Below are 12254 nucleotides of genomic sequence, written 5' to 3' on the forward strand. Positions count from 1 at the left end.
GTCCCTGGATCAGACCGAACGGTGGTACTGGTCCGGCACGTGCACATCGGCGCCGAGTTCGCGCGCCGCGTGGCGGGCGAACGACGGGTCGCGCAGCAGCTCACGGCCGAGCAGCACGGCGTCCGCCTCGCCGTCGACGATGATCTTCTCGGCCTGCTGGGTCTCGGTGATCAGGCCGACCGCCGCGGTGGGCACTCCGGCCTCGGTGCGGACGCGGGCCGCGAACGGAACCTGGTAGCCGGGCTCGACCGGGATGCGGACGCCGGAGGCGTTGCCGCCCGTGGACACGTCGATCAGGTCCACGCCGTGCGCCTGCAGCTCGGTGGCGAAGCGGACGGTGTCGTCGGCGCTCCAGCCCTCGCCGTCCGCCAGCCAGTCGGTCGCGGAGATCCGGAAGAACAGCGGCAGCTCGTCGGGCCACACGGCGCGCACGGCGTCGACGACCTCCAGGGCGAACCGGGTGCGGTTCTCGTACGAGCCGCCGTACTCGTCGGTGCGCCGGTTGGAGTGCGGCGAGAGGAACTGCCCGATGAGATAGCCGTGGGCGCCGTGGATCTCGGCGACCTCGAAGCCGGCGTCCAGTGCCCGGCGCGCGGCGTCGGCGAACTGGACGACGATCGCCTTGATGCCGTCGATGGTCAGCTCGGTCGGCGCCGGGTGCTGCTCGTCGAAGGCGATCGGGCTGGGCGCCACGGCCTGCCAGCCGTGCGCGTCCGGGCCGACCGGCGCGCCGCCCTTCCAGGGGCGGTCGGTCGACGCCTTGCGGCCCGCGTGCCCGAGCTGAATGCCCGCCACGGTGTTCTGCGACTTCAGGAACGCGGTGATCCGGCGGAACGCATCGACCTGGGCGTCGTTCCAGATGCCGAGGTCGTACGGGGAGATCCGGCCCTCGGGGCTGACCGCCGTCGCCTCGACGATGATCAGGCCGGTGCCCCCGACGGCGCGTGCGCCGTAGTGCTGGAAGTGCCAGTCGTGCGGCACACCGGCGAGCGGTCCCTCGGGGGCGGCGCTGTACTGGCACATCGGCGGCATCCAGACCCGGTTCGGGACGGTCAGCGACCGCAGGGTGTAGGGCTCGAACAGCGCGCTCACGGCGGACTCCATTCGGAAAGGCTCGACTGCTTCCCTCGTACGATAGGCATCGTAGTACGGCAGCTGTCAAACTACGAGAGTTCTCGTACAATGAGCCAGGATCCGTACGACAGAGCGCAAGCCGTTCACGAAGAGCGCGCACGCGCGCACGGAGCCGCCGACAGTCGTACACAAAAGGGGAAGCCGCCATGTCGCCCGCAGCACCGCAGGCCACTGCAAGCCGCACGCTCGCGCACCCGGCTCGCGAGGAGATCCGTCTCGAAGCGGTGCTGCACGCGCTCTCCGACCCGATGCGGCTCGCGGTCGTGCGGGAGATGGCGACCGCGCGGAGCGCCGAGCTGTCCTGCTCGTACTTCGACCTGCCCGTCACCAAGTCGACGTCCACGCACCACTTCCGGGTGCTGCGGGAGAGCGGTGTGATCGAGCAGGTCTACCGGGGCACCGCCAAGCTGAACGCGTTGCGCAGGGCCGATCTGGACGCGCTGTTCCCGGGGCTCCTGGACAGTGTCCTGGCCGCGGCCGCCCGGCAGGCGGAGCGCCTCGGCGCCGTCGCGGACGCCTGAACATGCGCGGGGCGGGCCCTGTGCAGGGCCTGCCCCGATGTGTTCCGTGCTCACTCGGGCAGTGATGCCTCCGCGGTGCGCGCCGCCGGGGCGGGAACGATCGGCGTCACGTTCTCCTGAGCGGGCGCGTCGGCCGAACTCCGCTGCGCCGGCAGGTGGTTGAAGAGCAGGTTCAGCGCGATCGCCGTGATGCAGCCCGCGCTGATCCCGCTGTCCATCACCGTCTGGAACCAGTCGGGGAACTTCTCGTAGATCGTCGGCACGCCCACCGGCAGCACACCGAGTGCCACGGACACGGCGACCACGGTCAGATTGCTGTTGCCCTCGAACTCCACCTTGGACAGCGTCCGCAGACCGCTGGCCGCGACCGTCCCGAACATCACGAGCCCGGCGCCGCCAAGCACCGGCGACGGGATCGCGGCGATCACCGCGCCCAGCTTCGGCAGCAGTCCGAGCACCACGAGAATGCCGCCCGCGACGGCCACGACCCAGCGGCTGCGCACCTTCGTCATGCCGACCAGACCGACGTTCTGGGCGAACGCCGTGTACGGGAAGGTGTTGAAGACACCGCCGAGCACCGTCGAGAAGCCGTCCGCGCGCAGTCCGTCGGCCAGGGAGCGCCGGTCCACCGGACGCTCCGTCATCTCGCCGACCGCGATGAAGTCACCGGTCGTCTCGGTCATGGTTACCAAAGCTACGATCAACATGCTGACGATGGCCGCGCCGTGGAACTCCGGCGCCCCGAAGTGGAACGGTGTGCTGATCCCCACCCAGTCCGCGTCCCCGACCGCGCCGAAGTCCGTGAACCCGGTCGGTATCGCCACCGCCGTGCCGACCACGATGCCGAGCAGCACCGCGACCCGGCTCAGCGCGGGCGGCGCGAACCGCTGCACCGCGAGGACCAGCACCAGCACGAACGCGGCGAGCGCGATGTTCTTGGGCGCCCCGAAGTCCTTCGCTCCGGCGCCACCGGCCGCCCAGGTGCCCGCGGTCGGCAGCAGCGAGAGCCCGATGATCAGGATCACCGTGCCCGTCACCAGCGGCGGGAAGAACCGCAGCAGCCGTCCGAAGACCGGCGCGAGCAGCATCATCGCGAGCCCCGCGACGATCACCGCGCCGTAGATGGCGGGCAGTCCGCCCCCGGTCGTACCGATCAGCACCATCGGCGAGACCGCCGCGAACGTACAGCCCTGCACGATGGGCAGCCGGATGCCGAAGCGCCACGCGCCGATGCACTGGATCAGGGTCGCGATACCGCACACCAGTAGATCGGCGGTGATCAGATACGCGAGATCGGCGGCCGACAGCTTCATCGCGCCGCCCACGATCAGCGGCACGGCGACCGCGCCCGCGTACATCGCGAGCACGTGCTGCAGCCCGAACGCCGCCAACTGGCGTACGGGTGGAACCTCGTCGACCGGGTGTGTCTGTGGCATGCGTGCTCCAAGGCCAGGGGAGTCCCGGGGGGACTGCGGGAGGGGCGGCAGCACGAGACCGTAATCGGCTTAAACGTTTTGTTGATTGCGGGTGTGTTGCCGGGATGTGTCGCGGCCTGCGTTGTGCGGGAGATCGCCTACGACACGACGCCGGCCGCGCCCAACAGCCCCGCCCAGTCGGGGATCTTGACGGAGCCGCGCCCGAGCGCATGCCCCAACTCCGCCTCGGCCCGCTCGATCGCGAGCCACCCCGCCCACGGAACGGGCCGCATCCCGGCGGCGACGAGCGCGTCCAGCGGATCCCGTGCCGGTTCCTTGCGTACGAGCACGGAGGCGTCGTCCAGCAGCGAGTTCACCGTCTCCTTGGCGCACGGGCGATTGGTGCCGATGACTCCGGTGGGCCCGCGCTTGATCCACCCCGCGACGTACTCGCCGGGCGACACGCGCCCCTCGCGCAGCACCCGCCCCGCCAGATGCGGCACGGTTCCGTGGCCCGCGTCGAACGGCAGCCCGGCCGGCGGCACTCCGCGATATCCCACCGAGCGCAGCACCAGCTCCGCGCCGATCTCCTGGTACATGCCCGTACCGGTCACCGACCCGTGCCCGTCGGGCCGGGTCCGCTCGAACCGCACCCCGGCGACCCGGCCGTCGCGCCCGACGATCTCCACGGGCCGCAGGAAGAACCGCAGATGGATCCGGCGCCCCTGTTTCTCCGGCGGCTGCGCGGCCCAGGTCCGCAGCACCTCCACGTTCCGCCGGGGCGCGGCGGGCAGCGCGGAGGGCTCCAGGTAGGCCGGATCGAGCGCCAACTCCTGCTCGTCCAGGACGATTTCGGTGTCCGGCAGGGACCCCAGCTCGCGCAGCTCCTTGGTGGTGAAGCGGGCCTGGGATGGGCCGCGCCGCCCCACCATGTAGATGTCCCGGACCTCGCTGGCGCCGAGGGTCGCGAGCGCCGCCTGCGGCATGTCGGTGGGGGAGAGCTCGGCAGCGCCGCGGGCCAGCATTCGCGTCACGTCGACAGCGACATTGCCGACGCCGATGGCGACGGCCGAGCGCACCCCGCGCACGAACCCGCCGTCCCGTGCGTCCGGGTGCGCGCTGTACCAGGCCACGAAGTCCGTCGCGGACCAACTGCCCGTGAGGTCCTCGCCCGGCACGTCGAGGCGGCGGTCGGCCGCGGCACCCACGCAGTACACCACCGCGTCGTAGAGCCGGAGAAGTTCGGCGGGCGGCAGTGCGGGCCCGACCTCGACACCGCCCAGGAAACGCACCCGCTCGTCCTCCAGCACCGCGCGCAGATTCCCCTGGAGCGACTTGATCTTCTCGTGGTCGGGCGCCACGCCGTACCGCACCAGGCCGTAGGGGCAGGGCAGCCGGTCGAGGACGTCGACCCGGACGTCCGGGACGCGCTGCTGCTGTACGAGGCACTGGGCGGTGTAGACCCCGCTGGGCCCTGATCCGACGACGGCGATGTGCGGCACGGGCGGCTCCTTCCGCTGGTGCTGCGCTGATGTGTCTCAGCATGGCACCGTGCGCCGGGCGGGGGGAGGGGCACGCGGGGTGCGGGTGCGCGAGGGCTCAGAAGGCTCAGAGGGATCCGCGGGATCCCTCTGCGCGCCATCAGTGACCAAATGTGATCAGCGGGTTACGGTTCGCGAGTGCAGGAGATTCCAATCTTCGACATTACTGATCATTTTCGACCGGACAGTGCTGTCCCTGCAGCGCCGCGGCGGCAGATCCAGGGGCCCGAACCGGCGGCGGGCGGCTCCTGGGCGCCGGATGCGAACGAGTTCCTCCCGCCGTGGCGCCGCATCCGGCTCACCTTCGACAACGGCGCCCACGTCGACGTCCTCACCCTCGTCCCCGACGATCCCGCCCCCGGTGCGGATCTGTGGGCCAGGCCGCCGCTCTCCCCCGACACCTGCGCGCTCGGCGGTGACCGCGGCGCGGACCCGGACCCGCGCGGCCCGGACCTCGCCGCCCCTGACCCCGCACCCCAGCGCGCCGTGGCGCGGGACGCGACGGGCCGCCGCGCCCGTCCGTCGTGGCCGCGCGGCGCCGAGGGCCGCCGGAGCGTCGCGCAGACCTACCGCGCGGCCCAGAGCGAGGGCCGTGACCCGGTCCTCGCGGTGATGTGGGCGACGGGCCGCAGCCGCCGCAGATCGCTGCGCATGATCGCCGCGGCCCGGGACGCGGGCTTCCTGGCGCCGCGCCACAACAGGCGGTGAGCCGGCCGGTGCCCCGGCCCGGGGCACCGGACTCGGTCAGGACATCTCGCGCATCCGGGAGATCTCCGCGGTCTGCTGCGCGATCACGTCGTCCGCCATCTCCTCGACGACCACGTCGTTGCCGTCGCTCTTCACCTCCGTGGCCATCGTCACCGCCCCCTGGTGATGCGTGATCATCAGCTTCAGGAACAGCTCGTCGAACGCCGCGCCCCGCGCCTCCCGCAGGCTCTTCAGCTGCGCCTCGGTCGCCATCCCCGGCATGGCCTCGTGTGCCGCGTGTCCCGAAGGGGCCTCCTGCTTCTTGTACTTCTTCAACCACCCGCGCATCGTGTCGATCTCGGGCCCTTGGGCCGCGGTGATCCGCTCGGCGAGCCGTTTCACCTGCTCCGACTCGGCCCGTTTCGGGGCCAGTTCGGTCATCGACAGCGCCTGTTCGTGGTGGAGGATCATCATCTGCGCGTAGCTGACATCGGCCGAGTTGGGCCGGTCGTCGGCCCCGCGCTCCTGCGCGTCGCGCGCCGACAGGGTCTCCGCGGCCTCACCCGGCTTGCCCGGCGCGATCACCGAAGGCCCGCTGGAGCCAGGGGAGTCGGCCTTCGCCCCGCCTCCCGAGTCGCACCCGGTCAACCCCAGCGCGAACACCGCGAGCAGCGCGGGCACAGCAACTTTCATTACGAGTACGTTGCCATCTGTTGATCTGTGCATGAGGAAGACGATACTCGGGGGATCCGTGAACCGTTCACGAATGAACGACGTCACCGTCAACGAGGGAGACGAGGGAGACAACAGTGACCCTGTTGCACAGCTCCGCCCGAACACGCCGCAGACGCCTGGGAGTTGCCACGGCGGCCGCCGGACTGCTGGCCGCCCTGCTCGCCGCGGGACCCGCGGCGGCGACCCCCGACCCCGGCGACAGATCGGCAGCACCGAAGAGCGTCTCGCAGAGCACGCAGGCCGAGGCCGAAGAGGCGATCGCCGCCGGTGAGATACCCGGCCAGGACGAGATCGTCCACTCCGACAACATCGAGCACCTCACGAACATCCCCAAGGACGCGCTGCCCGGCACCAATTCGGACCTCGCCTTCCAGGGCAAGTACGCCTACGCGGGCAACTACGACGGCTTCCGCATCTTCGACATCAGCAACCCGAAGGCACCGAAGACGGTCGCCCAAGTGCTGTGTCCCGGCTCTCAGAACGACATCTCCGTCTCCGGGAACCTGCTCTTCCTGTCCACGGACAGCTCCCGCAGCGACAACTCCTGTGCCTCCACCACCCAGCCCGCGACCGAGAAGTCGTCGTGGGAGGGCATGAAGGTCTTCGACATCAGCGACAAGAAGAACCCGAAGTACGTCGCCGCCGTCGAGACCGCATGCGGCTCGCACACCCACACGCTGGTCCCGGAGCGCAAGAACGTCTACGTCTACGTCTCCTCGTACTCGCCCAGCGCCGCCTTCCCCGACTGCCAGCCGCCGCACGACGGCATCTCGGTCATCAAGGTGCCGCGCCAGGCCCCCGAGAAGGCGGCCGTCGTTAACTTCCCGGTGCTCTTCCCGGGTGAGGGCGCGGACGGTGGCGGCAACCCGGGCGCGCCCACCAACCCGGGCGTGTCCAAGACCACCGGCTGCCACGACATCACGGTCCTGCCCTCCAAGGACCTCGCCGCCGGCGCCTGCATGGGCGACGGCATCCTGTTCTCCATCAAGGACCCGGAGAACCCGAAGGTCATCGACCAGGTCCAGGACAACGTGAACTTCGCGTTCTGGCACTCGGCGACCTTCAACCAGAAGGCGAACAAGGTCGTGTTCACCGACGAGCTGGGCGGCGGCGGAGCGGCCACCTGCAACGCGGCGGTCGGCCCGAACCGCGGCGCCGACGGCATCTACGACATCGTCGGCAAGGGCGACCAGCGCAAGCTCGTCTTCCGCAGCTACTACAAGATCCCGCGTCACCAGGCCGACACCGAGAACTGCGTCGCGCACAACGGCTCGCTGATCCCGGTCAAGGGCAAGGACCTCATGGTCCAGGCCTGGTACCAGGGCGGCGTCTCGGTCTGGGACTTCACCGACTCCGCCGAGCCGAAGGAGATCGCCTACTTCGAGCGCGGTCCGCTGACCACCGACGCGCTGCAGGTCGGCGGCTCCTGGTCGGCGTACTACTACAACGGCTACATCTACTCCAACGACATCGCCAAGGGCTTCGACGTCCTGAAGCTCAGCGACCGGCGTACGGATCCGGCCCAGCGGATCCGCATGGACGAGCTCAACGTCCAGACGCAGCCGGACTACTTCGACTGAGGCGCCCGGCCGTCCGGTCCGCCGGGCGGCCGCAGCGGCTCGAAGTACCGTGAGAAATCGGCCACTCGGCCGTGAGCGGGACTCTCGTCGGACGACGGATCGGTGCCGTCGTCCGGCGGGAAGCCCAACTCCGAGGCGAGCCCGTACCGTTGGAACAGCTCGGCGCGCAGGGTCACCACCGGCATCGGTGCCCCCGGCACCAGCGCGGAGAAGACCGCGCCCATCAGCAGGGCCCGCAGCAGCGGATAGTCCCGGTCGACGTCGAGCGTCCCGTGCCGCAGGACGGTGTCGCGCAGCAGCGCCGCGAGCCGCTGCTGCTCGGGGCACTGCACGAACCCCTCCGCCTGGAGGATTCCGGCCATGTGCGTGCGCATCAGCACCGGCTGGTCGCGGGCGAGTCCGAGGATCGCGTCGATGGCGCGGGCGAGCCGCTCGTCGCCGTCGTCGGCGGAGGGCCGCGGCTCCCGCTCCAGGGCCTCCTCCAGCGTGCGGTTCATCAGCCGGTGCACGGCCGACTGCAGCAGCTGCCGCTTGCCGGGGAAGTAGTACGAGACGAGTCCGCGGGCGGAACCGGCCCGGTCCGCGATGTCGCCGAGGGTCGTCGCGTCGTACCCACGCTCCCCGACGAGCTCCAGCGTCGCCTGCAGGAGCCGCTCGCGGGAACGTCGGCGCAACTCCTCATTGACCGATGCGCTCCTGGGGGACATTCTTATCTCCTGCGTTGACTGGCTCCCAGCCAACTATACTCAGCGCGTCCCGGCCACCGGCCCTTCGGTGCGGTGCGCGGGGTGGACCGGCCGTATTCGGGCGACGCGGGGGATCGTCCGAGTACGGCCGTGTTCGTGGACCGGGTCCCGGGCGGTGTCGGCGCTGCCCGGGACCTGTTCGTGTGCTGCTACGAGCTCAAGGCCGAGCGCGGCCTGGCCTTCACCGCCATCACCCGCACCCTCATCTCGTACCGCCGCCTGCAGGCGTGAGCACGGGCCGATTGCTTGAGGGCGACCCGACTTCGCCTCCCCGGGGCATCGGCCAGCTCAATAATCCGTGGCTCCAGGAGGGGGTTTCATGGAACTCTGAATCAACCAGGACGGCGACGCCATCGACCAGGGCATGAGGACCGAATTGCTTGGCGCCGTCGAGAACGCAGTGCGCTCATGCCTGCGCGCTCGACCTTTGACGCCAGCAACCCTGTGAAACTCAAGTGGAAAGGACCTCGCATGCCCAAGCTGAATCAGATCGTCGCCGTCGAAAAGGGAATCAAGTCCCGTACCGCGGCAGCCGTCACGAAGATCTATCACGACCTGCAGAAGCCCGCGCTCTTCGCCGGCCTGAGCCGTAAGTACTCGCCGGTCGACGACGAGGGCGAGCAGTTCCCGCCCGAGTCGACACTCGTGCAGAACAGCGTCGACAACTCGCTCACGGGGATCGCCGATCACCTGACGAAGCTGTTCGACGTGGTCGCCACGAAGGAGCGGGCCAACACGGAGGCATCTGCGGACGTGGTGGTCGACGGCGTGACCATCGTCGGCGACGCACCGGTGCCGCTGCTCCTCTTCCTCGAGAAGCAGCTGGTCGACCTGCGCACCGTGGTCGCGAAGGCGCCGACGCTCGACCCGTCCGAGGCGTGGCTGCCGGATGAGAACTCCCGCGGGTGGCGCACGGACCCCGTCCAGACGACGCGCACCCGCAAGGTGCCCAAGACGCTGGTCCGCTACCCGGCGACGGACAAACACCCCGCGCAGACCGAGGTCTACATGGTCGACGAGATCGTGGGGCACTGGGCGACGACGAAGTTCAGCGGTGCGCTCTCGCCCGCCCGGCGTGAGCAGTTGATCAGCCGCATCGACGCTCTCGCTGACGCGGTCAAGCGCGCACGCGAAGAGGCCAACTCCCACGAGGCCGAGCAGATCCGCATCGGAGCGGACGTGTTCAGCTTCCTCCTGGCGCCCTAGGGCGCCCCAAGACTCCCGAGCTGAGCACTCGGGTGGCTCCCGAACAGGGGGCCGAAGACTGAAGTTGAGTCTCAGGTTCACGCGTGTCCGGTGACAGTGCAGGTTCGAAACCTGCCCGGGGCTTTCGTGCCCCGGTAGCCCAATCGGCAGAGGCAGCCACGCGCTTCAGTTTCAGATTCTCGCTCCAGTCTCAGCAAAGCCGACGTTCCTCTGATCCACCCGGCGGGGAATTCGCCGAGAGATGCCAGTTCGATTCTGGCTCGGGGCACTCGCGCCCCGATGGTGTAAAGGCAACACGTCTCGGTCTTCAAACTGAAACCCGCCCAACTGTGCAGAGGATAGAGCGGACAAACAGTGATGGCGCAACGGCAGCGCTTCTGACTCTGGATCAGATTGTTGCGGGTTCGAATCCCGCTCACTCAAGAAAAGGGGGCCCCGGATGGTGATAGCCGGGGTCTCCGCCCGCCCCCGTAGCTCAATGGACAGAGCGCCTGATTACGGATCAGGAGGTTGCAGGTTCGACTCCTGCCGGGGGCACGAGCACCGCGGGTCCGTGCCCCGGCCGACGGCAGCCCGCGGAGGACGCCATCGAGCAGCCGGGCGCCGCGCGCGTGGCCGCAGAGGGACGTTGAAACGGCAAGTTGGTCCCAGGCCCCGAGTCGGCCGGGAGCGGTCTTGGGCGCAACGACTCAGCGGGCCATCCAGCTGTCCATCTCCCGCGCCCGCTTGTCCAGCGCGGTGACGACAGCGGCTGACGCGGTACGGGGGCCGGCGGGAACCTGCACATCGCGCTGAACACCACCACGCACATGGCCGGGCTCCGGTTCAGGTAGCTCCACCTCGATTCCCGCGCGCCGCGCGAGTGCGACCGCCGTCGCCACGAACCCCTCGGAGAGCGCGCGGATCACGGAGTGCCCTGTCCGGCAGTGCCAGGCGACCAAGCCGCGTGCGAACTCAGCGTATACAGCCGGATCGACCTCGAGCGTGTCCGGGTCGCCGCAGTATCTTCCCTGGCCGATTCCTGAGGGCAGCTTGAGCTCCGCCTCAAAGACCTCGACCTGCCGCAGGAACAGGCGGCCGGCACCGTTCGACGGGTTCCACAGCGTCTCGTCACCGATGTCGAAGTACATGCTCATCGCTCATCCCCCTGCTCCGCCGCCCCGGCACAGGGTAGAAGATCGGGCGGGTGGTGGGCACCCAGTAAAACGGTGCCTTGAGGGGCCAAGGCTCGTTCCTCTGGCATGGCCATGGTTGGGCAGTTGGAGCGATCATCTTCGTCTCCGCGTCGGGCTGCACCTGGCGAGCGCAAAGCTGAGCATTTCCTCGCTTTCGCCGGCATCGCCAGCACCCTCCTCCGCAGGAGCAGGTCGGGCGAATCTCCACGTCCTTGCTGCCCTCGGCAGAACGCTCTGCCGCGGCGACCGGATCATGCCAGGCTGACCGTATGGCGAAGGACATTGCGGTGCGGCGGCTCGATCTGGGGTATTTCGTCCGGCCCGCTCCGGAGACCGGCGGACCGCGGCCACGGGTCGAGCCCGTCCTCGCCTATCTGGTGCGGTACGACGACGACGTGATCCTCTTCGACACCGGCATCGGGCGGGCGGACCCCGAGACCGAGGCGCACTACCGGCCGCGCCGCCGCGATCTGCGGGAAGCCCTGGCCGCGGCGGGGGTCGCCCTCGATGACGTCACCCTCGTCGCCAACTGTCATCTCCACTTCGATCACTGCGGCGGAAATCCCCTCTTCGCCGGCACGCCCGTCCTGGTCCAGGACGTCGAACTGGCCACGGCACGCGGCGGCGGCCACACCTTCGACGAGCTGATCGACTTCCCTGCGGTGTCCTATGCGGAGCTCAAGGGTGAGGCCGAGGTCAGGCCCGGTGTCTGGATCGTCCCGACGCCGGGGCACACCGCGGGACACCAGTCGCTGGTCGTCCGGCAGGGCGACGGCACGGTGCTTCTCGCGGGGCAGGCCCACGACTTCGCCTCGGACTTCGCCTCCGCCCACCTGGCCCGCCACGCGGCACTCGGCGGCGCCGAGCAACCGCTGCCCGGGTATCCGCAGTGGCTGGAGCGCATCGCGGAGTTCGATCCGCGACGCGTCCTGTTCGCCCATGACTGCTCGGTCTGGGAACCGGCGCGGAGCACCTTCTAGCGCGGCTCAGGCCGAGGTCTGCGTCGGCTCGGGCGCACCGGCGGCGCGCGCGGCGCCGCCGACGGGTTCCTTGAGGCGTCTGCCGAGCACGACGAACAGCAGGATCAGGCCCACGGTGAGCAGGATGTGGCCGAGCCCGGCCACCATCGGCACCACCTCCGGCACGGAGTCGCCGAGCACCGTCAGACAGCCGTGCACGCCCATCATCCCGACGGTGACGACCATGCCCGCGTTGTAGAACCAGAAGAAGTTCGTGAAGAGTTTCGAGCCCGACAGGCCGAACTGCTTGTCGAGGGCCAGGACGATCAGGAAGCCCAGCATGCCGAGTGCCAGCAAGTGGGTGTGCATGACGGCGAGTTGGGTGTCGCCGGTGAAGTCGTTGGCCTTGGTGAACTCGCGGTAGAAGAGTCCGGAGAGGACTCCCACGATCATGTAGACGTGCGCCGCGTAGTACGACTTGCGCATCCCGGTGTCCCACCCTCGGTCTCGTCGAAGTGCCGTACCGGCGCCGATCATTCAAACGAATGGTCGATT

The 12254-nt window shown here is 69.5% G+C and carries 13 protein-coding genes and 2 tRNA genes; 8 read left to right on the forward strand and 7 right to left on the reverse strand.

The window, feature by feature from the left end; all coding sequences use genetic code 11:
* Nucleotides 1-9: 9 nt before the first annotated feature.
* Nucleotides 10-1092, reverse strand: coding sequence for an NADH:flavin oxidoreductase/NADH oxidase (locus J3486_RS02800; RefSeq protein ID WP_207818290.1), 1083 nt, complete (start codon nucleotides 1090-1092; stop codon nucleotides 10-12).
* Nucleotides 1093-1280: 188 nt separating this feature from the next.
* Here J3486_RS02800 and J3486_RS02805 point away from each other — a divergent pair, with 188 nt between their 5' ends.
* Nucleotides 1281-1655, forward strand: a complete 375-nt coding sequence (locus J3486_RS02805; protein WP_207818291.1) for a helix-turn-helix transcriptional regulator — start codon at nucleotides 1281-1283, stop codon at nucleotides 1653-1655.
* Nucleotides 1656-1705: 50 nt separating this feature from the next.
* Here J3486_RS02805 and J3486_RS02810 read toward each other — a convergent pair whose 3' ends face one another.
* Together J3486_RS02810 and J3486_RS02815 are read right to left on the reverse strand one after the other, a co-directional pair.
* Entirely contained in the window at nucleotides 1706-3091 is a 1386-nt protein-coding gene (locus J3486_RS02810) for a nucleobase:cation symporter-2 family protein (protein ID WP_207818292.1), read from the reverse strand.
* 137 nt (nucleotides 3092-3228) lie between these two features.
* Nucleotides 3229-4572 carry an NADP oxidoreductase gene (locus tag J3486_RS02815; protein WP_207818293.1) on the reverse strand — a complete coding sequence of 448 codons (1344 nt, stop codon included), beginning with the start codon at nucleotides 4570-4572 and terminating at the stop codon, nucleotides 3229-3231.
* A 177-nt stretch (nucleotides 4573-4749) separates the two neighbouring features.
* Here J3486_RS02815 and J3486_RS02820 point away from each other — a divergent pair, with 177 nt between their 5' ends.
* On the forward strand, nucleotides 4750-5319 hold the full coding sequence (locus J3486_RS02820) for a DUF6214 family protein (RefSeq protein ID WP_307804664.1): 570 nt from the start codon (nucleotides 4750-4752) through the stop codon (nucleotides 5317-5319).
* Nucleotides 5320-5355: 36 nt separating this feature from the next.
* Here the strand turns inward: J3486_RS02820 and J3486_RS02825 are convergent, their stop codons facing one another.
* Nucleotides 5356-5991, reverse strand: a complete 636-nt coding sequence (locus tag J3486_RS02825) for a DUF305 domain-containing protein (protein WP_229377356.1) — start codon at nucleotides 5989-5991, stop codon at nucleotides 5356-5358.
* A 116-nt stretch (nucleotides 5992-6107) separates the two neighbouring features.
* On the opposite strand from J3486_RS02825, the gene J3486_RS02830 reads away from it, so the two are divergent.
* A complete protein-coding gene (locus tag J3486_RS02830) occupies nucleotides 6108-7613 on the forward strand; it encodes an LVIVD repeat-containing protein (protein ID WP_207818295.1) in 1506 nt (501 codons plus the stop codon).
* On the opposite strand, the gene J3486_RS02835 is transcribed toward J3486_RS02830, so the two are convergent.
* Nucleotides 7601-8320: a TetR/AcrR family transcriptional regulator gene (locus tag J3486_RS02835; protein WP_207818296.1), complete on the reverse strand. Its 720-nt coding sequence runs from the start codon at nucleotides 8318-8320 to the stop codon at nucleotides 7601-7603. The genes J3486_RS02830 and J3486_RS02835 overlap by 13 nt on opposite strands.
* Before the next feature lie 135 nt (nucleotides 8321-8455).
* Here J3486_RS02835 and J3486_RS44605 point away from each other — a divergent pair, with 135 nt between their 5' ends.
* From J3486_RS44605 to J3486_RS02850, 4 genes are all read left to right on the forward strand, one after another.
* The gene (locus J3486_RS44605) at nucleotides 8456-8590 is read left to right on the forward strand and encodes a hypothetical protein (RefSeq protein ID WP_267878139.1); all 135 of its coding nucleotides are present in this window, start codon (nucleotides 8456-8458) and stop codon (nucleotides 8588-8590) included.
* 240 nt (nucleotides 8591-8830) lie between these two features.
* Entirely contained in the window at nucleotides 8831-9565 is a 735-nt protein-coding gene (locus J3486_RS02840) for a hypothetical protein (RefSeq protein ID WP_207818297.1), read from the forward strand.
* Between the two features lie 128 nt (nucleotides 9566-9693).
* Nucleotides 9694-9833, forward strand: a tRNA-OTHER gene (locus J3486_RS02845).
* Between the two features lie 196 nt (nucleotides 9834-10029).
* Nucleotides 10030-10102, forward strand: a tRNA-Arg gene (locus tag J3486_RS02850).
* Nucleotides 10103-10254: 152 nt separating this feature from the next.
* On the opposite strand, the gene J3486_RS02855 is transcribed toward J3486_RS02850, so the two are convergent.
* A complete protein-coding gene (locus tag J3486_RS02855) occupies nucleotides 10255-10695 on the reverse strand; it encodes a DUF6086 family protein (RefSeq protein WP_229377357.1) in 441 nt (146 codons plus the stop codon).
* Nucleotides 10696-11009: 314 nt separating this feature from the next.
* On the opposite strand from J3486_RS02855, the gene J3486_RS02860 reads away from it, so the two are divergent.
* Entirely contained in the window at nucleotides 11010-11720 is a 711-nt protein-coding gene (locus J3486_RS02860) for an N-acyl homoserine lactonase family protein (protein ID WP_207818299.1), read from the forward strand.
* 6 nt (nucleotides 11721-11726) lie between these two features.
* On the opposite strand, the gene J3486_RS02865 is transcribed toward J3486_RS02860, so the two are convergent.
* Complete coding sequence (locus J3486_RS02865) at nucleotides 11727-12185, reverse strand: DUF2871 domain-containing protein (protein ID WP_207818300.1); 459 nt, start codon at nucleotides 12183-12185, stop codon at nucleotides 11727-11729.
* Between the last annotated feature and the right edge of the window lie 69 nt (nucleotides 12186-12254).

Origin of the sequence: Streptomyces sp. VRA16 Mangrove soil (assembly GCF_017377775.1) — a bacterium.
In the GTDB taxonomy this organism is placed as follows: Bacteria; Actinomycetota; Actinomycetes; order Streptomycetales; family Streptomycetaceae; genus Streptomyces.

Bases quoted from the DNA above. Each gene is read 5' to 3' on its own strand.
- J3486_RS02855 (WP_229377357.1), bottom strand. From the start codon at position 10,695: ATGTACTTCGACATCGGTGACGAGACGCTGTGGAACCCGTCGAACGGT.
- J3486_RS02810 (WP_207818292.1), bottom strand. From the start codon at position 3,091: ATGCCACAGACACACCCGGTCGACGAGGTTCCACCCGTACGCCAGTTG.
- J3486_RS02805 (WP_207818291.1), top strand. From the start codon at position 1,281: ATGTCGCCCGCAGCACCGCAGGCCACTGCAAGCCGCACGCTCGCGCAC.
- J3486_RS02825 (WP_229377356.1), bottom strand. From the start codon at position 5,991: ATGAAAGTTGCTGTGCCCGCGCTGCTCGCGGTGTTCGCGCTGGGGTTG.
- J3486_RS02840 (WP_207818297.1), top strand. From the start codon at position 8,831: ATGCCCAAGCTGAATCAGATCGTCGCCGTCGAAAAGGGAATCAAGTCC.
- J3486_RS02835 (WP_207818296.1), bottom strand. From the start codon at position 8,320: ATGTCCCCCAGGAGCGCATCGGTCAATGAGGAGTTGCGCCGACGTTCC.
- J3486_RS02860 (WP_207818299.1), top strand. From the start codon at position 11,010: ATGGCGAAGGACATTGCGGTGCGGCGGCTCGATCTGGGGTATTTCGTC.
- J3486_RS02865 (WP_207818300.1), bottom strand. From the start codon at position 12,185: ATGCGCAAGTCGTACTACGCGGCGCACGTCTACATGATCGTGGGAGTC.